Annotated in this window: 18 protein-coding genes; 13 read left to right on the forward strand and 5 right to left on the reverse strand. The window is 37.3% G+C overall.

Translation table 11 applies throughout. The annotated features are described in order from the left end of the window. Nucleotides 1–46 precede the first annotated feature (46 nt). Nucleotides 47–1,342, forward strand: coding sequence for an HD domain-containing protein (locus tag LD272_RS08895; protein WP_226036255.1), 1,296 nt, complete (start codon nucleotides 47–49; stop codon nucleotides 1,340–1,342). 67 nt (nucleotides 1,343–1,409) lie between these two features. Continuing rightward, nucleotides 1,410–1,907: a YwgA family protein gene (locus LD272_RS08900; protein WP_226036256.1), complete on the forward strand. Its 498-nt coding sequence runs from the start codon at nucleotides 1,410–1,412 to the stop codon at nucleotides 1,905–1,907. Nucleotides 1,908–2,013: 106 nt separating this feature from the next. Here the strand turns inward: LD272_RS08900 and LD272_RS08905 are convergent, their stop codons facing one another. Continuing rightward, nucleotides 2,014–2,562, reverse strand: coding sequence for a CotY/CotZ family spore coat protein (locus LD272_RS08905; RefSeq protein ID WP_226036257.1), 549 nt, complete (start codon nucleotides 2,560–2,562; stop codon nucleotides 2,014–2,016). 208 nt (nucleotides 2,563–2,770) lie between these two features. Between LD272_RS08905 and LD272_RS08910 the strand changes: the two genes are divergently transcribed. Beyond that, nucleotides 2,771–4,777, forward strand: coding sequence for an ABC transporter permease subunit (locus LD272_RS08910; RefSeq protein ID WP_226036258.1), 2,007 nt, complete (start codon nucleotides 2,771–2,773; stop codon nucleotides 4,775–4,777). Nucleotides 4,778–4,823: 46 nt separating this feature from the next. Here LD272_RS08910 and thmT read toward each other — a convergent pair whose 3' ends face one another. Continuing rightward, complete coding sequence (thmT, locus tag LD272_RS08915) at nucleotides 4,824–5,012, reverse strand: 2-hydroxymuconate tautomerase (RefSeq protein WP_226036259.1); 189 nt, start codon at nucleotides 5,010–5,012, stop codon at nucleotides 4,824–4,826. A gap of 326 nt (nucleotides 5,013–5,338) precedes the next feature. Here thmT and LD272_RS08920 point away from each other — a divergent pair, with 326 nt between their 5' ends. Beyond that, nucleotides 5,339–5,863: a YwhD family protein gene (locus LD272_RS08920; protein WP_226036260.1), complete on the forward strand. Its 525-nt coding sequence runs from the start codon at nucleotides 5,339–5,341 to the stop codon at nucleotides 5,861–5,863. Between the two features lie 180 nt (nucleotides 5,864–6,043). Here LD272_RS08920 and LD272_RS08925 read toward each other — a convergent pair whose 3' ends face one another. Next, entirely contained in the window at nucleotides 6,044–8,140 is a 2,097-nt protein-coding gene (locus LD272_RS08925) for a transglycosylase domain-containing protein (RefSeq protein ID WP_226036261.1), read from the reverse strand. A gap of 779 nt (nucleotides 8,141–8,919) precedes the next feature. Between LD272_RS08925 and speE the strand changes: the two genes are divergently transcribed. From speE to LD272_RS08950, 5 genes are all read left to right on the forward strand, one after another. Continuing rightward, nucleotides 8,920–9,747 carry a polyamine aminopropyltransferase gene (speE, locus tag LD272_RS08930; RefSeq protein WP_226036262.1) on the forward strand — a complete coding sequence of 276 codons (828 nt, stop codon included), beginning with the start codon at nucleotides 8,920–8,922 and terminating at the stop codon, nucleotides 9,745–9,747. 16 nt (nucleotides 9,748–9,763) lie between these two features. Continuing rightward, a complete protein-coding gene (gene speB, locus LD272_RS08935) occupies nucleotides 9,764–10,633 on the forward strand; it encodes an agmatinase (RefSeq protein ID WP_226036263.1) in 870 nt (289 codons plus the stop codon). A 199-nt stretch (nucleotides 10,634–10,832) separates the two neighbouring features. Beyond that, a complete protein-coding gene (locus LD272_RS08940) occupies nucleotides 10,833–11,261 on the forward strand; it encodes a YwiB family protein (RefSeq protein ID WP_226036264.1) in 429 nt (142 codons plus the stop codon). A 117-nt stretch (nucleotides 11,262–11,378) separates the two neighbouring features. Then, on the forward strand, nucleotides 11,379–13,046 hold the full coding sequence (gene argS, locus LD272_RS08945; protein ID WP_226036265.1) for an arginine--tRNA ligase: 1,668 nt from the start codon (nucleotides 11,379–11,381) through the stop codon (nucleotides 13,044–13,046). A 193-nt stretch (nucleotides 13,047–13,239) separates the two neighbouring features. Then, nucleotides 13,240–14,028, forward strand: a complete 789-nt coding sequence (locus LD272_RS08950; RefSeq protein ID WP_226036266.1) for a GNAT family N-acetyltransferase — start codon at nucleotides 13,240–13,242, stop codon at nucleotides 14,026–14,028. A gap of 182 nt (nucleotides 14,029–14,210) precedes the next feature. On the opposite strand, the gene LD272_RS08955 is transcribed toward LD272_RS08950, so the two are convergent. Both LD272_RS08955 and cls read right to left on the reverse strand, forming a co-directional pair. Continuing rightward, nucleotides 14,211–14,387 (reverse strand): XapX domain-containing protein, encoded by a 177-nt coding sequence (locus LD272_RS08955; RefSeq protein WP_226036267.1) that lies wholly within the window; start codon nucleotides 14,385–14,387, stop codon nucleotides 14,211–14,213. A gap of 64 nt (nucleotides 14,388–14,451) precedes the next feature. Beyond that, on the reverse strand, nucleotides 14,452–15,669 hold the full coding sequence (gene cls, locus LD272_RS08960) for a cardiolipin synthase (RefSeq protein ID WP_226036268.1): 1,218 nt from the start codon (nucleotides 15,667–15,669) through the stop codon (nucleotides 14,452–14,454). A gap of 190 nt (nucleotides 15,670–15,859) precedes the next feature. Here cls and LD272_RS08965 point away from each other — a divergent pair, with 190 nt between their 5' ends. The 4 genes from LD272_RS08965 to pyrG all read left to right on the forward strand — a co-directional run bounded on the left by LD272_RS08965 (nucleotide 15,860) and on the right by pyrG (nucleotide 21,815). Then, nucleotides 15,860–17,992, forward strand: a complete 2,133-nt coding sequence (locus LD272_RS08965; RefSeq protein WP_226036269.1) for a heterodisulfide reductase-related iron-sulfur binding cluster — start codon at nucleotides 15,860–15,862, stop codon at nucleotides 17,990–17,992. 132 nt (nucleotides 17,993–18,124) lie between these two features. Then, on the forward strand, nucleotides 18,125–18,712 hold the full coding sequence (locus LD272_RS08970; protein WP_226036270.1) for a P-loop nucleotide/nucleoside kinase family protein: 588 nt from the start codon (nucleotides 18,125–18,127) through the stop codon (nucleotides 18,710–18,712). Nucleotides 18,713–18,894: 182 nt separating this feature from the next. Beyond that, entirely contained in the window at nucleotides 18,895–19,443 is a 549-nt protein-coding gene (rpoE, locus tag LD272_RS08975) for a DNA-directed RNA polymerase subunit delta (RefSeq protein WP_226036271.1), read from the forward strand. A 749-nt stretch (nucleotides 19,444–20,192) separates the two neighbouring features. After that, nucleotides 20,193–21,815: a CTP synthase gene (gene pyrG / locus LD272_RS08980; RefSeq protein WP_226036272.1), complete on the forward strand. Its 1,623-nt coding sequence runs from the start codon at nucleotides 20,193–20,195 to the stop codon at nucleotides 21,813–21,815. Nucleotides 21,816–21,944: the final 129 nt, after the last annotated feature.

Raw genomic sequence — 21,944 nt, forward strand, 5'->3', positions numbered from 1 at the left:
AGCTTACGATAAATGTTTATTATTCTTTCATAGAAAGGATCAAAAGATGCCATACAAAGACGAGCAATTAAGTGAAGAGAAAGTATTTAAAGATCCCGTACATAGGTATATTCATGTCAAAGATCAGGTGGTTTGGGATTTAATCGGCACACCTGAATTCCAAAGACTTCGTAGAATAAAACAACTTGGCACCTCTTATTTGACGTTTCATGGTGCAGAGCATAGTCGCTTTAATCACTCATTAGGTGTGTACGAAATAGTCCGTCGAATTATTTATAATTTTGATGGAAGACCACACTGGAATACTGACGAGCGGTTGCTTTGTCTTTGTGCAGCACTCCTTCATGATTTAGGACATGGTCCATTTTCTCACTCATTCGAGAAAGTGTTTAAATTAGACCATGAGGATTTTACCAAAAAAATTATCCTTGGCGATACGCATGTCAATCAAATTTTGAGCAGGGTAAGTGATAATTTCGCACAAAACGTGGCTGATGTCATCAATAAAACGTATCAAGATAAACTAGTAGTTAGTCTAATTTCAAGTCAGATTGACGCCGACCGGATGGATTATTTGCAGCGCGATGCTTATTTTACAGGTGTAAGCTACGGTCACTTTGACATGGAGCGGATTTTACGTGTGATGCGTCCGATTGAAGATCAAGTCGTTATTAAAGAAACAGGCATGCACGCCGTCGAAGATTATATTATGAGTCGCTATCAAATGTATTGGCAAGTTTATTTTCATCCAGTAACGAGAAGTGCAGAAGTGATTTTGTCTAAAATATTACATCGTGTCAAACATTTGTACGAACAAAATTATAAATTTAGATTAAAGCCCACTCATTTCTTATCTTTATTTTTAGGGAACGCTACTGTTAAGGATTATTTGAGATTGGACGAGCCTGTCGTTCTCTACTATTTCCAAATGTGGATGGATGAACAGGACGAGATTTTGAGTGACTTGTGTGAAAGATTTTCTAATAGACATTTATTTAAATACATTGAGTTTAATCCCAATCAACAGATGAAGGAATGGATGGAATTATACAGTTTATTTAAAGCAGTCGGTATTAATCCAGAATATTATCTAGTCGATGATTCATCTTCAGATCTTCCTTATGATTTTTACCGTCCAGGTGAAGAGGAAGAACGATTGCCGATTCATTTACTTATGCCAAAGTCAAATGAATTAAGAGAATTATCTAGGCAGTCTGACATTGTCGAGTCGATTTCTGGAAAGAAGCGGACAGACCATAAATTGTATTTCCCGCAAGACTTTATTGAAGCATTACCAGAAGACAATAATAAAAAACGGATTTTTGAAATCCTATTTGACTAATAAACGGATATGTTTAAAGCTTCAGCATAAATTGTTCACCGATTTTTAAGACAAGGGGATGTTTGTTTTGTTGCCAAATCATGCAAAATTAATGAAATTCTTCTCGGCTTCAGATGAAGTGGTAGGAAGAAAGAAGTTACAAAAGATGATTTACATATTAAAAAAATGTGATATCCCATTCGAAGAGAAATATGAGTTTCATTTTTATGGACCTTATTCAGAAGAATTAACACTACGAATGGAAGAACTATGTAATTTAGGGTTCATTTCTGAAACAAAGGAAAAGAAAAGCAATTACTTTCAATATCGTTACAAGATGACTGACCAAGGTGAGGAATTCTTAAACCATTCGAATGTTCAAATCCCAGCAATTGATGGAATGGTAGCGAAAATGACTGATAAGAGTTCACGTTTCCTTGAACTAGTTTCTACTATGCTATACTTTGACGACCTAAAAAGACAAGAGGTAGAAGTTAAAGTTCAAACAGTAAAAAACAAGCAAAACTATACCGATAAGGACTTGCAAAGTGCATGGGCGTTTATCGATGAATTAAAAAATGCTTAATAAAGCTCTTACTATAGGAAATCGAGTGTATAACGGATAGATTATACACTCGATTTTTTTCATTCATGAGTTTAGCTAGGAGGTTAGAATAAGAATCTCTTTTTAGTTAATCCTCATTATCACCATCACCTGAAAATTGGGAAGCAGGAATTGGTGTGATTGGCTCTAGGCAAGTGATGCCACAGAAGCAATTCAAATCAACAGTTAAACAGATACCAGTAGCTTGAAAGTCTCTTATACTATTACCTGGGAAGAATCTACATACATCACTTACTCCACTGTCAGTTGGACCTGGAGTAGAGCCCCCTTCAGTTACCGGTAGTAATAATTCTAGTTTAACGCAGCAATCACTATCATCTACAAATTCTTTAGCGCGGAAAATTGGTGTTTCAACACAACCGAAGAAAGTATTTCCGGACGCGCCTAATTCCCCTTGAAATACACCACTTCCAATAAAAGGATTACAATCCTTACAATATAAGATGAAAGGGATTGTAGTATTCACATTATTGCCGGATTGTGGTGAAAGTAAATCCCGGATTGATTGTTTACAGCCGGTTGAACAACCGTTGTTATTCACTTCATCTTGAGCATCAACGATATCTCTTACTACATCACACACACATGCTTCGTTATTCAATTGATTATTCGACATAATAACACCCCCTTTGGTCTTCACTATAGATTATGATGGTGGATGTTAAATGCTTGTTCCAACACCTAGTTTGAAAACAAATAAGTTATTTGCCGCCGTTTATTTTATTGATAGATCATAGAGTATAATAATAGTATGTATTGCCAATTTTTGGACTATTGTCTAAAATATAACAGGTAGAACTTGATTTAACTTTGGGGGCAATCAAATGAGGATAGTAAAATTCTTGACCTACTATTTATTAGGGGTGCTCGGAATTATCGCGATTAGTAATGCGCCAGCACTACTAACAGGTGGTGGGAAGTTTCTAGACATTTCTTCATACCTAACAAATACATTCCAGTTAATCAAAGATTTTACGCAATTTGATAACTGGATATACATGTTTCAGGGACGAGAATTAAACATGCTAGAGTTTTTATGGGATCCGTATCTATATTCAATGAAATTATTAGTTGGGGCAATTTTACTTGGTTTTACGATTGCCTTAATTCTGGCAATACTAACTTTGTTTTTGCCACAACCATTGATAAACACTGTTAAAAGAGGATTAGGGTTAATTGAGGCAGTACCAGATTTAATGGTTGCCTTTTTGTTTCAAATTCTAGTAGTTTATATCTTCAAGCGAACAGATATCTTATTAATGAAATTTGTAACGCTAGGTGATCAACAGTTATATCTTGCGCCAATTGTTGTCTTATCGTTTTTGCCAATGATAGCGATGTACCGGGTAATTGTCTTATTAATGGAAGAAGAATTGACGAAGGATTATGTAGAATTTGCCCTTAGTAAGGGTGCAAGATACAATGCTATTATTTTCATTCACGTGCTCAGGAATATAGCGAAAAGTGTTTTTTTTCATTCAAAAATAATTATTTGGGCACTACTCTCAAGCCTTTTTGTGGTTGAGTATATCTTTAATATTAACGGAATATCTAGCTTTGTCATGGAAGATTTTAGACCAATGGTAATTGCGGTGGTGTTATTTATGATATATACACCATTATTTATCATTTACCAGGGTGTTGAAATATTCTTGTTCAAACAGTCCTATCAGTCTGAGTTTGTTCGACTTAAAAGAAAGTGGCAGAAGATAGCTTGGCCAAAGATACAGGTTTGGAGCTTGCTTGTCCGGGCAGTGAAAGAATTTAAGATTCATTTGAAAAATCCTAAATTTTCAGCTGGCTTTCTGGTAATCACAAGCATGGTAATCTATAGTATCGTTCATTCAATCATAAAAGAAGTACCAGTCGAACAATTTGTCTTGATCTATGATGATCAGGGTAATCTATTAAGTAGTAAGCCGCACCCCCCGTCAGAATATGTGCCGCTTGGAACAGATAGATTGGGCTATAGTATTCTCGATCAATTATTAGCCGGAGCAAAATATACGATTCTGTTTGCAAGTGCAATTGCTTTGATGCGGATGGTTATCGGATTTTTTCTAGCAATTCCTTTTGCGATGTTTATGAAAGATAGATGGCGTAAGGGAATTGAAAAGTTCGTCGATAGTATGCATTTTTTACCTATGACAATTATTGCAATTATTCTATTAAGACCAATATTGTTAGGGTCAACATCTGGCTTCAGCTATACATTTACCGAACGGATAGTAATCCACGCGGTTATTTTAACTTTGTTGGTAGTACCACTAGTGACAGTTTTAATTGGAAACGAAATTAAGCTTCTGATGGAGCAAGAATTTATCACTAGTGCTAGAGTATTAGGAGGAAATACAAAACACATTGTAACAAGACATCTAATGCCACATCTAGGCTCAAAGCTTGGTATTATCTTTGGCCAACAGTTTATCCAAGTGCTGCTTGTGTTAATTCATCTAGGGTTATTCAACTTGTTTTTAGGCGGGACAAGTGTGATGTACAATCAAATGTACCGAGCGCCAGATCATTCGGTTACATTTGAATGGTCAGGGTTGATAAGTAGCACAAGAGAAGCGTTAATGACGGGACACTATTGGATTATTGCACCGGTGTTCATTGCATTTATTGTTGTGATCATCTCGATGCAGTTAATTGTAGAAGGAATCCAAGATGTGCAGCAGGAACGTGTCGGGGTTCCGGTAAGAGGGAGTAGATGGCTAACAAGATTGTTTAAGAAAAGTAAAAAAAATCGACAGCAAGCTACACCATCTAAAGCGATCCAAGCGGATAGCTTCGACTTTGTGAAACCTATTGATAAATCGAGAAAGAGATAATAGATTTAAAAAGCCCTTGTTCGCTTAGAACAAGGGCTTTTTTAGATTATTCTTGGTCGCTTAACAGTTTTCCTGCAACCGCATAATGTTTTTTACTTAATTCTTCGATAAATACAACGACTTTTTCTTTCGGAGCTCCAGTCGTTTCAACTACCGCTTCAGTCACCTTCTCAACTAAAGCTCGCTTTTGTTCATCTGTACGTCCCTCGATCATTTCTACAGTTATGTACGGCATCGTAACAACTCCTTTTTTTCTATCATAAGTTATCAAAGAAACTGATGCTAGTACAACGTCCTAACAAATCAGGGGAGATGAAATGAACCCGTCTGGTATGCTAAACTAAAACTAGTTTAATGCAATTTAAATTAAGGTAGTTTTCTATAGCCCGTCGCTTATCCCAAGTATTGAATCTTAAACATGTAATTCCTATAAACTACGGCACAACCTACCGCTATGGAAATCAACATAGCAACCAAGGCGCAGTTTATATCAATAGCAACAAACTAAAATGGATAGTTAACTAAACATATAGTGACTTATTATCAAGGAGGTAAGAAAAAATGAGCGAAGAAGAATCTTCTAAAAAAAAGAAAAGTAATCAATTTACCATCATGAAGGATGACTCAACAGATGGACACGGTGGTTATGGTATAGGGGCAATTACGTTAGAAAATATCTCGCCAGTTATCGTCGATCCAAATGAAAATAGAGCTTTTGTTGATATGGATGCGATGCATGCGCGTAGTGAAATAGAAAGACGGGTAAAGTTCTTACCAAATAAAGATGAAGTACCAAACGGTAAGCTTTACTGGATCGTCTGGGTTACGGTAGAGCGTGGTGAAAATGGACCTTATTATTACGGTGTTGCAGGAAGTGAAGTCAGAGTGGATCGTTCAATTAAACGTGCATATAAGTCAATGCCAGAACACGTTACCCATATGGATAAGTCGATGAAAGGACACATAATTATCGAGCATATGGATCAACCATCAAAACAATTATTAGTCGATTTTCTACGTGAATTCAATGCGGATATGTGGGAAAATTCCACCGAAGAATTAAAAAATGCACTTCCAAATAAGTGAACTTTTTGTGAACATTGGTGAAATTGACGGAAACATCTTGTAGTTTTAATGAGGAATTTGTAAAATATGAAGAACATGGTTTTTCCATGTTTCTAGGACTAGAAAAAGGCCGGAATCTGATTCCGGCCTTTTTCTTTTGATTTGATTTTCTAGATTCTGCGCGTACCCTACGCTTTTGTCTTAGTTATTCCCTATGAAAGGGATCCAATCAAAGAAGCGTCCTAACCCTTTTTTATCTTCCTCATTATCATGTTGATCTTCTGTATCAATTTCTTCGGTCGATTCATCAGGTAAGTGGAGTGAACAATGAGTGGTTGGTTCTGTACCTTTAACGAAATACATTAGCCGTTGTTGTTCACAATAAGGACTTGCAAGGTCTCCGCTGCTAGGATCGACATAGGCTCCAACTACCCCTTCTGGTACGTCAAACGTTTTTAACGGCTCATTTTCATGAGCTTTCTCCATAAATTTCGCCCAAATATTTTTGGCATATTGGTGTTCGGCTGTTTTTTCAATCGGTCGATTGTCATCATAGCCAATCCAAACTCCGGTAACAACATCTGGGCTATAGCCAACCATCCAGCTATCCGAACGTGTCGTACCAGATTTACCTGCATATTGTCTTGTTAATTGGTCTGTAATAGAAGAGCCGGTGACACTGGTATAACCGTTAAGTGAGCGATCAAACATTCCAGTCATAAGATTAGTTAGGATAAAGGCTTTTCTTTTGTCTAACACAACTTCTGATTCTTGACTTGGACGCTCATATAACACGTTTCCTTTTATGTCTGTCACCTTATCAATTGTGTAGGGATCTATCTTTTTTCCGCCACTTGCGAGCATGCCATACCCTGCGACCATTTCTTTAACGGAGACTGCTTCTGTCCCAAGTGCTAGTGATGGAACAGCTTGCAGCTTGCTTTTAATCCCAAATTTACGAGCAGTTTCAACTAATCTCTCAGGTGTAAGAAACAAGTTTGTTTTAACCGCATAAACATTATCTGATACCGCGATTGCTTGTGCCAGCGTGATTGGTTTATCTGCATAATAGCCATTATAATTACTCGGCGCGTACACCGTTCCATCAGCAAGCTCAAAATTTGTTGGTTTACTCATCAAGGGTGTTGTCGCTGTATAGCCATTTTCTAAAGCTGTATAATATAAAAATGGTTTGAAAGCAGAACCGGGCATCCGTGATGCTTGAATCGCTCTGTTAAATTGACTAGTCTTGTAATCACTCCCGCCAATAATTGAGGTGATTGCACCACTGTTTGGATCAATAGACATGGCACCAATTTCGATGCTTGTTTCAACTGACATGGTACTGTTCACTGTTTTTTCTAGCTTTGATTGATAATCCACGTTTAGGGTTGTAAATACCTGATACCCACCAGAACGTATATCCTCTAAATCTTCATTAAGGATTCCACTAAGTTCTTTTAGGACGACATCTTGAAAGTGAGGGGCAATGGCTACTTTCTCACGTTCTTTAGGTTTCGTCAGTTGGATGTTTTCATGCTTGGCTAAAAATTGATCTTGTTCTGAAATAATTTCTTGATTTGCGAGTGATGCTAATATTTGTTCTTGTCTGTTTTTTGCATTTTGATAATTATGGAGCGGTGAATAAAGAGAAGGCCCCTTTGGAATTGCAGCAAGAAGTGCCGATTCTGCCAAACTTAAATCATCTGCCGATTTATTGAAAAAATAACGACTGGCAGCTTCAATGCCATAAGCTCCGTGTCCATAATAAATTGTATTTAAATAACCCTCTAAAATTTCTTTTTTATCATAGAATATTTCTAGCCGAATTGCATAAAATGCTTCCTTAATTTTTCTCGTCCATGTTTTCTCGTGAGATAAATATAAGTTTCTTGCATATTGCTGGGTTATTGTACTAGCCCCCTGAACCTTAGACATTGATTGAATATCTTTTAGTGCAGCACCTAGAATTCGTTTGAAGTCCAATCCGTTATGCTCATAAAAACGGCGGTCCTCGGTTGTAAGAGTTGCTTCAATTACTTTAGAATCAATAGCTTCAAGAGATACCCAATATCTAGATTCCGGTCCATGTTCTTCACCAATTACCTGATTAGAACTGCTATAATAAATGGTATTCTGATTGCTGGTAAGAGAGGGAGGACCTAAGCTGTATAGGTACGTGAAAGTAGCAACAGTCGATATCACCAATAAAAAGGTCATACTAACTGCCGCTAATAATAGCACGCGAAGGCGTTTATCTTTAATAGTAGAAATTCTTTTCTTCATCCATTTAAGCATAGGTATTCCCCTAAACAATTGTTTGTGAACAAATTTGAAAGAATAAGGATATGTTAGTACCATTATGGGAAAATGAATAAAGAATTAAACCTTCAAGTTAAAAGAAACCTATATTTACATATTTATTGGAAGAACGATAACGAGTAGTGTGAAGGAAAAACCGTTAGTGTCAAACACTCTTCTAGAATAAAAAGCTTGCTTTTTTCACGCAGTTCTTTATACTTTTCTTGGTTGATTCTAGTAGGATTAGTAACTATCATATAAAGTAGATGCAGGATAATTCTATTAAATGGCTGTTTTCTAAAAGAATGAAACCTAAGATTACTCGTCCCATGAACATATTTGTTGTTTATGACAAAATAGATAGAAACTGCGACATAACTGCTATGTTGATTTCCTTTTATATTCTTTATAAGATGAGTGCTACGTCAGCGCTGCGGAAAAACACTCGCTTTCCATGGGGAACACCTCAGCCTCCTCGCGAGCAAAAAGCGCTCACTGCGGGGTCTTCAGACTGTTCCTTTCCCATTGGAGTCTCGCATTTTTCCTCCGCTTACTTAGAATAGCTTTCTGTTCAAGTGGGAAGAACCCCATAAAACGTTGATTTGACGGTATTAAGGTATTCATTAATCAGAACACCACTACTTAGCGTAGGCCACTCGATTCAATTAGAGTGAAAGATAGCAAGTCCAAGTTCATGAAAAGTTACGTCGGAGTCTATAGAAACTGCGAAGATGAGATTCACATTTCCTAGATTATAAATAAAAGGAGTTTTACCAATGAGTTTATGGTTTACTGAAAAACAAACAAAAGACTTTGGCATCACGGCAAAGATTAATAAATCGCTTCACTCAGAAAAAACAGATTTCCAACAACTAGATATGCTTGAAACAGAAGAATGGGGTAACATGCTTGTTTTAGACGATATGGTGATGACGACGACCAAAGACGAATTCGTTTATCATGAGATGGTCGCGCATGTTCCATTATTTACCCATCCAAACCCAAAACACGTACTTGTTGTAGGTGGTGGTGACGGCGGTGTAATTCGCGAGATCCTTAAACACAAATCAATTGAAAAAGCTACGCTTGTTGAAATAGATGGCAAGGTTATTGAATACTCCAAAAAATATTTACCTGAAATTGCAGGAGAGCTAGACAATCCAAGGGTGGAAGTAAAGGTCGATGACGGCTTTATGCATATTGCTAAGAGTGAACGAGAATATGATGTAATCATGGTTGATTCAACGGAGCCAGTAGGTCCTGCTGTTAATTTATTTTCAAAAGGATTTTATTCTGGAATCTCAAAAGCATTAAAAGACGACGGGATATTCGTTGCGCAGACAGATAACCCATGGTTTAAAGCTGATTTAATTCATCAGGTCTACCATGATGTATCAGAAATTTTCCCGGTCACTAGGCTTTATACAGCAAACATTCCTACATATCCTAGTGGGCTGTGGACGTTTACAATCGGTAGTAAAATACATGATCCATTAAAAGTGAAGGCAGAACGATTTGAAGAGATTGATACAAAGTATTATACAGATGAGCTTCACTATGCTGCTTTTGCATTACCTAAATTTGTTAAAGATTTAACTAAGTGAGAGGGGAGTAATAACGATGCGATTTGATGAAGCCTATTCAGGAAAAGTTTTCATTATGTCTCGCCCATCAGCTGACAAAGCTGATGCAATAATTTACGGGATGCCGATGGATTGGACGGTAAGTTTTCGTCCTGGCTCACGGTTTGGTCCAAATAGAATTAGAGAAGCCTCACTTGGGTTAGAAGAATATAGCCCGTACATGGACAAACACATGGAAGAAGTGAATTACTTTGATGCTGGAGATATTCCCCTTCCATTTGGTAATCCAGGGCGTAGTATCGATATGATTCAGGATTATGTCGATAAAATTTTAGATCAAGGTAAATTTCCGCTAGGACTTGGCGGTGAACACCTAGTCAGCTGGCCTGTCATTAAATCGGTCTATCAAAAATATCCTGACATGGCACTAATTCATATTGATGCACATGCAGATTTGCGCGAAGAGTATGAAGGCGAACCGTTATCGCATTCTACCCCAGTTCGAAAAACGTGTGAGCTAATTGGTCCAGAGAATGTTTACTCATTTGGTATCCGATCTGGCTCAAGAGAAGAATTTCAGTATGCTAAGGACAGTGGGATGTACATGGCACGATACGATGTAGCAGAACCACTTAGTCAAGTGCTCCCTAAACTAAAAGGTAGAAATGTCTATGTGACAATAGACATTGATGTATTAGACCCAGCTTTCGCACCAGGGACAGGTACTGCTGAGGCAGGCGGGATTACCTCGAAAGAGTTGCTGAAGGCCATTCAATTAATAGCACAGTCTGACGTTAACGTTGTTGGTGCCGATTTAGTTGAGGTGGCACCCATCTATGATCCGACCGAACAAACGGCCATTGCTGCTAGTAAATTTGTCCGTGAAATACTACTTGGCTGGGTATAGATTTTAAACAAGAATTTCAGTGTACGAAAAAAATAAAAGACGCTCCTAACTGAAAAGGAGTGTCTTTTTCGAAATCAACTTTAGTCAGTAAATAGCGAAATTCGTATAACTATCACGAAAATCGCTTGCTCTGACTTGAGTTTTTGTCAATTCATTCTTATACTTATCAGGGAGTATCACATGCGTAAAGGGTGACATAATGGAAACAAGTAAAGTCCCAGTTAATATAAAATTAATTACAGAAATAAATGATACAGGTTCAAAAGATGTAACAACGATTGAGGAGACGGGAAATTTCTATCAAAAGGGAAATATCTCTGTCTTAACATTCACTGAGCATAGTGAAGACCAAGAAGATGTAAGTGCCATGATTACAATTTTGCAGGATAAAGTGAGCGTCAAGCGGACAGGTGCAGTTGATATGCATCAAGTGTTTAAGAAGAAAAAGAAGACAGAAAATACATTTAAACATGCTTATGGCACGATGCATATGGAAACATATACCGATCAAATTACATATGAACAATCAGCTAATGATAAAAAGGGTAAACTATTTATTAGCTATACAACTAGATTAAACGGTGAGATAGATAGAAGACATAGGCTAACACTATTTTTCACAAAATAACGAATAAAGAGGCGATATTCTAACAAGGTTATCGCACGTTTTAGTCCAGGATAGGCTAAGCTAAGGCTTTCGTAACTAAAGGAAGCAGGAGCGTTTAAAGAACAAGGAGGATTCCAAGTGAACATCTTAAAACAAACTCAAGAAAAATTGAAGGAAGAAATCGGTCGGGCAGTAATAAGTGCAAATTTAGCAAGCGAAGAGCAAATTCCAACAATCATCTTAGAGCTACCAAAAGATAAAGCGCATGGTGATTATGCGACAAATATTGCGATGAAGTTAGCAAAAATAGCGAAGAAGCCACCGAGAAAAATTGCAGAAGAAATTATTGAGCAATTTGACCAAACGAAAGCTTCAATAACTAAATTAGAAATAGCGGGACCAGGATTCATCAACTTCTTTATGGATAATAACTATTTAACCGATTTAATTCCGACAATACTTGACCAGGCAGCAAATTACGGGTCATCGACCGCAGGTAATGGTCAAAAAATTCAAGTTGAGTTTGTCTCAGCAAACCCAACAGGGGACCTGCACCTTGGACATGCCCGCGGGGCGGCTGTTGGGGATTCACTATGCAATGTGCTGAATTTTGCTGGTTACGATGTTTCAAGAGAGTACTATATTAATGATGCTGGAAATCAAATTGTAAACCTTGCGAATTCGGTTGAAGCACGCTATATGCAAGCACTAGGGAAAGAGTGGGAGATGCCAGAAGATGGCTATCACGGCAAGGACATCATCAATCTTGGCCAAAAGCTTGTTGACGAATATCAGGATCAATGGGCAAATAAAACCCAAGCTGAGCGTCTCGCTTTCTTTCGTGAATATGGCTTGAAATATGAACTGAAGAAATTAGAGGATGACCTAAAGCAGTTCCGTGTTCCATTTGATCATTGGTTTTCGGAAACATCGCTTTATGATGGTCAAAAAATTGAGCCAGCCTTAGAGACAATCAAGGAGAAGGGCTATATCTATCAACAAGACGGGGCAACATGGTTCCGTTCGACTGATTTTGGCGATGATAAAGACCGTGTTTTGATTAAACAAGATGGTACCTATACCTATCTAACACCGGATATTGCTTATCACAAAAATAAGTTGGACCGTGGCTTTGAAACACTGATCAACATTTGGGGAGCGGACCATCACGGATACATCCCAAGAGTGAATGCTGCTATCCAGGCGCTTGGTTACGATGCCGATACACTTGAAGTGGAAATTATCCAAATGGTTAACCTGCTTCAAAACGGTGAAAAAGTGAAAATGAGTAAGCGAACAGGAAAAGCTGTCACACTTAAAGAATTAATGGAAGAAGTCGGTGTTGACGCCATGCGTTACTTCTTCAATATGAGATCTAGTGATTCACACCTTGACTTTGATATGGACCTAGCTCGGTCACAGTCGAATGAAAATCCGGTCTTTTACGTTCAATACGCACATGCACGTATTAGTACAATGCTTAAGCAGGCAGAGCAAAAGGGTCTAGCAGATGGAAACTACGACGGATCGCTGCTAACTGCTGAGAAAGAGGAAGAGCTACTTAAAAAGCTTGGAGAATTTGCTCAAGTAGTTGAGGAAGCAGCAGACAAACGAAAGCCGCACCGGATTACCCAATACATCTTTGATCTTGCTTCAAGCTTGCATAGTTTTTATAATGCAGAAAAAGTATTGGATGACAATGAACTAGAAAGAACGAAAGCACGAATTGCATTAATGAAAGCAGTAAAGATAACACTTGCTAATGGATTAGCCTTAATTGGTGTTAGTGCTCCAGAAAGCATGTAACAACTAAAATGCAGGAACTTTAACCTCAAATAACAGTAAAAATAGAAAGCTTGGATAATGACATCCAAGCTTTCTATTTTTATAGGCTTTTAAACCATGAATACGCTTGTTAGGATTTGGTGTGTAAAAAACCTTTACTACTTCCAATAACTAGTGCTATTATTCTCTTTAAAAACATAAGGGGGAAGTCACTATGATTCGTCAGCTAACAGAAGAAGATGATGTTCTTTGTCAGCAGCTTATAAGGCAAAAACCAGCAGAAAACTTATTTATCATCGGTGATATTGAGGCATTTGGTTATCAGCAGGACTTTCAAAAAATATGGGGTGACTTTTCGGTAGATGGTGAACTACGAGCAATTCTTTTAAAGTACGAGGTGAACTTTATCCCGTTTGCACTTGGAGAATTTGATGTAGAAGGTTTTGCTAAAGTTATTAACGAAAATGAATATCAGGTTGTTTCCGGGTTAGACGATATCATTGAACAAATGGAACCATTTTTAAATAGAACTATTACTTCCAACCGCAAACTTTATTATGCAAAATGCAACCAACTAAAAGCAAACAATCAAAGTACAGACGAAAATGTAAAGTTAGTTTCGATTGATGATTTACCAAGGCTAGAACAGTTACTAAGAAGCGTTCCTGAATTTCAAGATCTGGAATTTAATTACCATAGTAAACAAAGAAATATCGAGAGTGGAGTTTCACGTAGTTATTATATTGAACAAGATGAAAGAATGGTATCAACGGTATCGACAGCGGCTGAAAATAGTATGTCAGCAATGATTGTAGGTGTAGGTACTGAAGCCGAGTACAAAAGAAGAGGTTACGCTACCAAGTGTCTAGTTCAGCTATGTCAGGATGTATTAGCTGAAGGAAAAGAGTTGTGCTTGTTCTATGACAATCCTGACGCAGGTAAGATCTATAAGCGAATTGGTTTTTCAGATATTGGATTTTGGAAGATGCTGAAGGTGAAATGATAAAGCTCTAGTAAAAATATTTTTTACGATTGTGTACGTCTAATCCAACGTATTTTCAGGATATATCTTTGATAGTAACTAGCTCCTTTCGTAATGTAGCTCTATTTGGTTTTTTCTCAGTGAACATTCTATCCAAATTAACCTACGATTTTACGAAATAGGGAGCTAGTTTTGTTATTTGCCTAAAAAATCCGTTCCATCATGGGTGCGAGATAATTATACAATCTGAATCCTAGATAAATCCCAACAATACCAACCACCCCAGCAAGAGCCGGAGGAGCAGGTATCGGTAATTTAAACCAGGCAAACAAGAATCCCACTACTAAACCAGTTACTAATGCTAATAGGACTTCTTTCATATTTAACCCTCCCTAATTAAGTTAACTTTCCATTGTGGTTTTATTTACACCTAGTGTTGCTTAGTTAGAGTAACGGTCTGACCAGTCTTGCAACCAAGCCTTCTAGTTTAACTTTTACGGACTGTTGTTGCATCCATTGTTCAGTAATAGGTCTACTGTTGTTGATATCCTTAAGGAATGCTGAACGAACAGAATTAATATCTTCATAAGAATCCATAATCACATTGATTTCTTTGTTTAAAAATACACTTCTCATGTCAAAATTAGCTGTACCTAGATCGCAAAAGGTTTCGTCAATAATAATTACCTTTGCATGATAGAATCCTTGATTGAACAAGAATACGTCGCCACCGGCTCTTGTTAACTCCCGGTAGTAAGGGAATCCAGCTGGCTTTACTAGTGGATGATCTGCTTTTTCAGGGACAATCACTTTAACGTCTATCCCCTTATATAGCGCAGTAAGTAGCGCATTAAACATTCTTTTACTTGGAATGAAATAGGGTGTGCCAATTAATATTTCGGATGTTGCATTATTAATCCACGAAACGAATTTGTCTTCTAACTGGCCACTTTCTGAAACGATGATATCTAATGATTTTGTTTGATGGCTAGTTTCCTGATCAGCCCCCTTATCTGTAATGTAGTCAACAGAAATAGGATTTCCCAAAGTAGCAGACGTATAGTCATAGTCAAATACTTGCTGAATAGTTGGAATCACCGCACCAGTCATGCGTATATGATAATCTCTCCATGGATCTCCAAGTTTAGGATCAGCTCCGATATATTCCTTTCCTATATTGAATCCGCCTATATAAGCAACCTCATGATCAATCACGGTAATTTTACGGTGATTTCTTCGGTTTAGTTTATAAAACAGAAACGGGAAACTAGGTTTGTCGCTGTAGATAAATTCAACGCCATTTGTTTTTAAATCGTTTATTATATCCTTTTTCAAACGAAAGCTCCCTATTCTGTCAACCATAAAGCGAACGGTTACCCCTTCTGTTGTTTTCTGTTTTAGCAGTGTGTAAAACTGTTTGCTGATATCATCATTTTTAACAATGAAAAAACTAATATCTACGTTGCTTTTAGCATTTCTTATATCATCAAAAAATAATTTGAAGAACCTATCCCCAGTGGTAATTAAATCAAAATCAGCTTTTTTCTTAGTGAAATTGAAAACAGGAGGGTGCTTTTGGTACATGCGTTGTCCAAAAAAGTAGTCAATAAACAGTAGGGCGATCACTAATAAAAATATAAACAAAAGCATATATAATACCACAACTATTCTCCTTTTAAGTATTACGTGTCGTTACTTTTCCCCATCTTTTAAAAAATAATGATAATAATAGGTAATTAAATGTTGACTGAATGTTCATTCATATTTTAAAGTATAAGTAAGACATTTAATAAATAGTATGGTAAAGGGAGTTAATCTGTGGATCATATTAGATAAAAATAGGGGGAGAACAATGGACGGATTATTGATGTTAAATTGGATTTTATTTATAGCAGTCACGGGCTACGGGTTTTATTTATTTGCACGTGTTGTTCGAACTCGAATCGCTTATATTAAATTAGGTAGAAGGTCAGAATTTGATGGACAAATCAAAAACAAAATAAGAAAAGTAATTATTAATGTTTTTGGTCAAAAAAAGCTGTTAAAAGATAAAAAATCAGGCATTATTCATGTCATGATGTTTTATGGTTTTATTCTTGTTCAGTTTGGCGCAATTGATTTTATTTATAAGGGACTCGTTCCAGGCTCCCATTTACCTTTAGGCCCATTTTATTCTGGTTTTACCTTCTTTCAAGAGCTTGTAACGTTAGTGATTTTAACTGCAGTTATTTTAGCCTTTTATCGCAGGTACATTGAAAAGCTAGCACGGTTAAAGCGTGGATTAAAAGCAGGACTGGTACTAATCTTTATTGGCTCGTTAATGATATCCGTGTTGCTAGGAAATGGAATGGATCTGATTTGGCACGGTCATGCGGGGGGATGGTCTGAACCTGTTGCAACCTTAATTGCAAGCGTTTTCTTTTTTGTCCCAAAGACAGCTGCAGCAGTAGTGTTCTTTATTTCTTGGTGGGTTCACTTGTTGGTGCTGTTAAGTTTCTTAGTCTACGTGCCACAATCCAAGCACGCCCATTTAATTGCTGCACCGATCAATGTGTTTTTAAGTAGAGAAACACCTCCAGGCAAACTCGAAAAAATTGATTTTGATGTAGATGAAGAAAAAGAAGAGGATATTTCTTTTGGAGTCGGTAAAATTGAGGATTTTAAACAGTTACAAATGATTGATTTCTACGCATGTGTCGAATGTGGACGGTGTACAGATGTATGTCCAGCTTCAGGTTCTGGAAAATTGTTATCTCCGATGCATTTGATTGTGAAATTACGAGATCACTTAACAAATACAGGAGCCGTCGTTACAGGCAAATCACCCTGGGTTCCGGCCTATGCATTTAACCATACAGAAGGAAACCAATTAGCGAAAATGGCCTCAGATGATACCAGACAAGAAATCGCTGCTAGTGTCGATCAAGTCGAAGACACGAGTCTTATTGGTGACGTCATTACTGAGGAAGAATTGTGGGCTTGTACGACATGTCGGAACTGTGAAGATGCATGCCCAGTAATGAATGAGCATGTCGATAAAATTATTGATTTACGTAGGTATCTGGTTATGACAGAAGGAAGAATGCCTGCTGATGCACAGCGTGCGATGATGAACATCGAGCGCCAAGGAAATCCTTGGGGACTGTCAAAACGGGATAAGGATAACTGGCGCGAACAGGATTCTTCTGTTCATATTCCAACTATTAAGGAATTGAAAAAAGAAGGAGAAACTTTTGAGTATTTATTTTGGGTAAGTTCAATGGGAGCATACGATAATCGTAGTCAAAAAATTGCGATGGCTTTTGCTAAATTGATGAACGAAGCAGGTGTGAAATTCGCAATTTTAGGTAACAAAGAAGCAAACTCTGGTGATACTGCTCGCAGAATTGGTAATGAATTTTTATTCCAAGAGCTCGCCGACAAGAACATTAAAGAGTTTCAAAAAAATGATATTAAAAAGATTGTCACCATTGATCCGCATGCATACAATATTTTTAAAAATGAATACCCTGATTTTGGATTAGAAGGAGTAGAGGTGCTTCACCATACCCAGTTGCTCTATGATTTACTCCAGTCAGGAAAAATTAAACCGCAAAAGCAAATTAATGAAAAACTGACCTATCATGACTCTTGTTACTTAGGTAGATATAACGGTGTCTACGATCCACCAAGAGAAATTTTGAAAAGCATCCCAGGGATTGAGTTAGTTGAAATGGATCGTAGTAGAGAAAACGGGATGTGTTGTGGTGCCGGTGGCGGACTGATGTGGATGGAAGAAGATACTGGTACACGGATGAATGTGGAACGAACAGAACAAGCGATACGAGTACAACCAACCATGATATCTAGTGCTTGTCCATTCTGCTTAACGATGATCAGTGATGGAACAAAAGCAAAAGAGGTAGATGAGGATATCAGTACGATGGATGTAGCTGAGATTCTGGCATTGTCTGTTTGTAGCGATAAGGAAGTAAAAACAGCATAAAGATAAAAAAAGCGAAGGAGTCACTATAATTTGTGGCTCCTTTGCTAGTTATTTGGTAACATATGTTTTAAGGAATTATCTATTTTAAATGACATTTAGAATGAAATAAAATTTTACAACAGAGGTGTACAGATGCAAAAACTAGTATTTTTTGTCGGAGTAGCAGGAACTGGAAAAACGACAGTAGCAAGAGAAGTAGCATTAACTAAACCTTGTGTATTTATTGATCGCGATACGGTTGGTGGCCGGTTTGTCGAGAAATTTTTAGAGATGAATGGAATGGATAAAAACGATCGTGATTCAGCGTTCTATAAAGAGCACATGAGAGATTTAGAGTATGATACATCCAAGGACATTTGCATTGAGAACTTAGCTGTTGGACAAGATGTCTTTATGATTTCTCCATTTACATCGGAACTTAAAAACAAAGAGTGGATTAAAGAAGTTATTAAGTCGAGTGGAAAAACAGAACAAGAAGTAGATGTCAAGGTTGTTGTTGTAACGTTAGATGATATCGATACACAAAGAGAACGAATTGAAGACAGAGGAACGGTTAGGGATTCATGGAAACTTGATAATTGGGATTCTTATGAAACAAGAGTAGACTTTACTCCAACAATTAATTGGGATATCCCAGAATCAAACGTTCTCATCTTTGATAATTCGGGGGACCTGACTTCTGAGAAAGTTGTAAAAGTTGTTAACTTTATAAAGAACTAGTATAGACTATCACAGTAATGTAAATAATTGTACTTCTTAAAGGCTACTTAATTCGGGGCTAATATTGCATTTTGATTTTCATAACAATATAATGTATGGTAGGCTTTTAAAACATTACGAAAAGTTATATACATCAATAAATGAGTAGCAAAAATAACTTTTACATAAAGGGGTGCTTAACCGTGGGCATAAAGGATTATACGAAAGATCATCTTGAAACGTTGTCTATGATTCAAATGGCAAATGAGATACTAATCGAAGAAAATAAAGCAACTGATTTCAGAGAAATGTTTGATCGAATCGCCAAAATGAAAAAATTTACTAAGGCGCAAAAAGATGAGAATATTGCTCAATTTTATACGGATATGAATACTGATGGACGATTCATGACAATCGGCTCGGGTTTATGGGGACTAAAGAACTGGTACCCAATTGAGCAAATAGAAGAAGAACTAACCGCAGCTCCGAAGAAAAAGAAAAAGAAAAAAGCGGCTGCTCCAAAGCGTAAAAAGAAGAAAAAGGTAGAAGTTTTTGAAGAAGAAGATCTAGATCTAGATGAAGAAGCTTTAGATTTTGATGATACCGATATCGATGATTACGACGATGCAGACGATGAATCTGATGATGACGAATCTGTAGATGATGATTACGATAGTGATTTTGACGATGATGATGACGACGATGATGATTCAACTGACAAAAAAGAAGATGACGACAAAGAAGAAAAATAACAAGCTTGACTTTCAGTTCTCAAATAAGTAAAATTCTATTTGGGCTCTATAAGTTATTTATTGTGATTATAAGCGTTCCCCTGTTAAATGGGGAGCGCTTTTTTATTTTTTTAGGCTTTTTTAAGAAAGAGTTGTTGCTTTTAAATTGTTAGGAATTGCTTTCATATTCTATCTAAGATGAGTGCTAAATCGTCGCTGCGGAAATACACTCGCTTTCCGCGGGTGGCTGGTGAGCCTCCTCGCGCTTCGCGCTGCGGGGTCTCACCTATGCCTTTCCTCCCGCAGGAGTCATCGTGTATTTCCTTCGCTTAGAATAGATTTCTGTTCAAGTTGGAAAAAACACGTTAAACGTTGATTTCTCGGTATATAGGCACTCATTAATCAGAACACCAATGTCCAGCCTAAGCAGAATACGGAGACTCCTGTGGGAACAGCACGAGTCCGAAGACCCCGGAAGAATCGTTTTTTGATTCTGAGGAGACTAAGGCCGTGCCCACGGAAAGCGAAGTATTCTGCTGAAGCGATCGTATGGCAGACAATTCAATTAGAGTGAAAGATAGCAAGAGCATGCAAAAGTTACGTCGTAGTCTATAGATTTCGTGTCAAAAACAGCGATCTTTTAGAAAAAGCCTAATTTTTTTACCATAAAAGATTTAAGAAAGCTTCCGAAGTAAATAGTAAAGCAAATGATTAAAGTATTTCATCAATCAAATACTATAATATATTAACCACAGAAAGAGGGATAAAGGGTGACAAAATACATTTTTGTAACTGGCGGAGTTGTTTCGTCAATCGGGAAAGGGATCACAGCAGCATCACTAGGTCGTCTACTTAAAAACAGAGGTTTGAAGGTTACTATTCAGAAATTTGATCCATACATTAACGTGGACCCAGGTACAATGAGTCCTTATCAACATGGTGAAGTTTTCGTAACAGAAGACGGGGCGGAGACAGATCTTGATTTAGGTCATTACGAGCGTTTTATTGACATTAATCTAAACAAGTACAGCAATATTACAACTGGGAAAATTTACTCGACAGTCATTAAAAAAGAACGTCGTGGCGATTATTTAGGTGGAACAGTTCAAGTTATTCCGCACATTACTAATGAAATAAAAGACAAAGTTTTTCAAGCTGGTAAACAAACAAATGCAGACATTGTTATCACAGAAATTGGTGGGACAGTTGGTGATATTGAATCCTTGCCATTCCTTGAAGCAATTCGTCAGATAAAAAGTGATATAGGTAGAGACAATGTGATGTATATCCACTGTACACTAGTGCCATATATTAAAGCTGCTGGTGAAATGAAGACTAAACCAACACAGCATAGTGTAAAAGAATTAAGATCACTTGGGATTCAACCAGATGTTATTGTCTTACGTACTGAGCTTGAAATTAGTCAAGAGATGAAGGAAAAGATTGCACTGTTCTGTGATATTGATGAAAAAGCAGTCATCGAAGCAGGAGATGCAGATACCCTTTATCAAATTCCACTTTCGCTTCAAGAGCAAAATTTAGATCAGTTAACATGTGACCATTTTGGTTTAGAGTGCGAACAAGCGGATATGACAGAGTGGAACGAGTTAGTAGACCGTGTAACAAACCTTAAAAAACAAGTAACAATTGGTCTTGTAGGAAAGTATGTTGAACTTCCAGATGCATATCTATCTGTCGTTGAAGCATTAAAACATGCAGGTTATTCATTCGATACAGATATTAATATTCGTTGGGTAAATGCTGAGGAAGTTACAGAAGATAACGTTGCAACATCCTTACAAGACGTTGATGGCATCCTTGTACCTGGTGGCTTCGGTGACCGGGGGATTGAAGGTAAAATTGAAGCGATTCGTTTTGCGAGAGAAAATAAAGTGCCATTCCTTGGGATTTGTTTAGGGATGCAATTAGCAACAGTTGAATTTGCACGTAATGTATTAAACTTAGAAGGTGCACATTCAGCTGAAATCGATCCAGGTACTCCGTATCCAATCATTGATCTACTACCTGAGCAAAAAGATGTTGCTGATTTAGGTGGTACATTAAGACTAGGTGTGTATCCATGTCGTTTGAAAGATGGAACGAAAACAAAAGCGGCTTATGATAATGAAGATGTTATTTATGAGCGTCATCGTCACAGATTTGAATTTAATAATCAGTACCGTGACCAAATGGAAGAAAAGGGTTTTATCTTTTCAGGAACAAGCCCGGATGGAAGACTTATTGAAACAGTAGAGTTAGCTGATCATCCATGGTTTGTAGCTTCACAGTTCCACCCTGAATTTAAATCTCGCCCGACAAAACCACAACAATTATTTTATGGTTTCATTGGCGCAACTGTTGAAAATAATGCTAAAATAGTACTAAAGGACTAACTATAAGTGGAAGCTCATGACACAATCTGCGTCATGAGCTTTTCTTTACCATTTTTTAGTTAAAATTAGGTATTATTGTATAAATAACCAGTTATTTCTAGTATTTCGGCCAAATTGCAGGATTTAGTG

Source organism: Aquibacillus saliphilus, assembly GCF_020404745.1.
GTDB lineage: Bacteria > Bacillota > Bacilli > Bacillales > Amphibacillaceae > Aquibacillus > Aquibacillus saliphilus.

Excerpts from the sequence above, each read along its gene's own strand:
- LD272_RS08895 (WP_226036255.1), top strand. The coding sequence starts at position 47 with ATGCCATACAAAGACGAGCAATTAAGTGAAGAGAAAGTATTTAAAGAT.
- LD272_RS08905 (WP_226036257.1), bottom strand. The coding sequence starts at position 2,562 with ATGTCGAATAATCAATTGAATAACGAAGCATGTGTGTGTGATGTAGTA.
- LD272_RS08910 (WP_226036258.1), top strand. The coding sequence starts at position 2,771 with ATGAGGATAGTAAAATTCTTGACCTACTATTTATTAGGGGTGCTCGGA.
- thmT (WP_226036259.1), bottom strand. The coding sequence starts at position 5,012 with ATGCCGTACATAACTGTAGAAATGATCGAGGGACGTACAGATGAACAA.
- LD272_RS08920 (WP_226036260.1), top strand. The coding sequence starts at position 5,339 with ATGAGCGAAGAAGAATCTTCTAAAAAAAAGAAAAGTAATCAATTTACC.
- LD272_RS08925 (WP_226036261.1), bottom strand. The coding sequence starts at position 8,140 with ATGCTTAAATGGATGAAGAAAAGAATTTCTACTATTAAAGATAAACGC.
- speE (WP_226036262.1), top strand. The coding sequence starts at position 8,920 with ATGAGTTTATGGTTTACTGAAAAACAAACAAAAGACTTTGGCATCACG.
- speB (WP_226036263.1), top strand. The coding sequence starts at position 9,764 with ATGCGATTTGATGAAGCCTATTCAGGAAAAGTTTTCATTATGTCTCGC.
- LD272_RS08940 (WP_226036264.1), top strand. The coding sequence starts at position 10,833 with ATGGAAACAAGTAAAGTCCCAGTTAATATAAAATTAATTACAGAAATA.
- LD272_RS08950 (WP_226036266.1), top strand. The coding sequence starts at position 13,240 with ATGATTCGTCAGCTAACAGAAGAAGATGATGTTCTTTGTCAGCAGCTT.
- LD272_RS08955 (WP_226036267.1), bottom strand. The coding sequence starts at position 14,387 with ATGAAAGAAGTCCTATTAGCATTAGTAACTGGTTTAGTAGTGGGATTC.
- LD272_RS08965 (WP_226036269.1), top strand. The coding sequence starts at position 15,860 with ATGGACGGATTATTGATGTTAAATTGGATTTTATTTATAGCAGTCACG.
- LD272_RS08970 (WP_226036270.1), top strand. The coding sequence starts at position 18,125 with ATGCAAAAACTAGTATTTTTTGTCGGAGTAGCAGGAACTGGAAAAACG.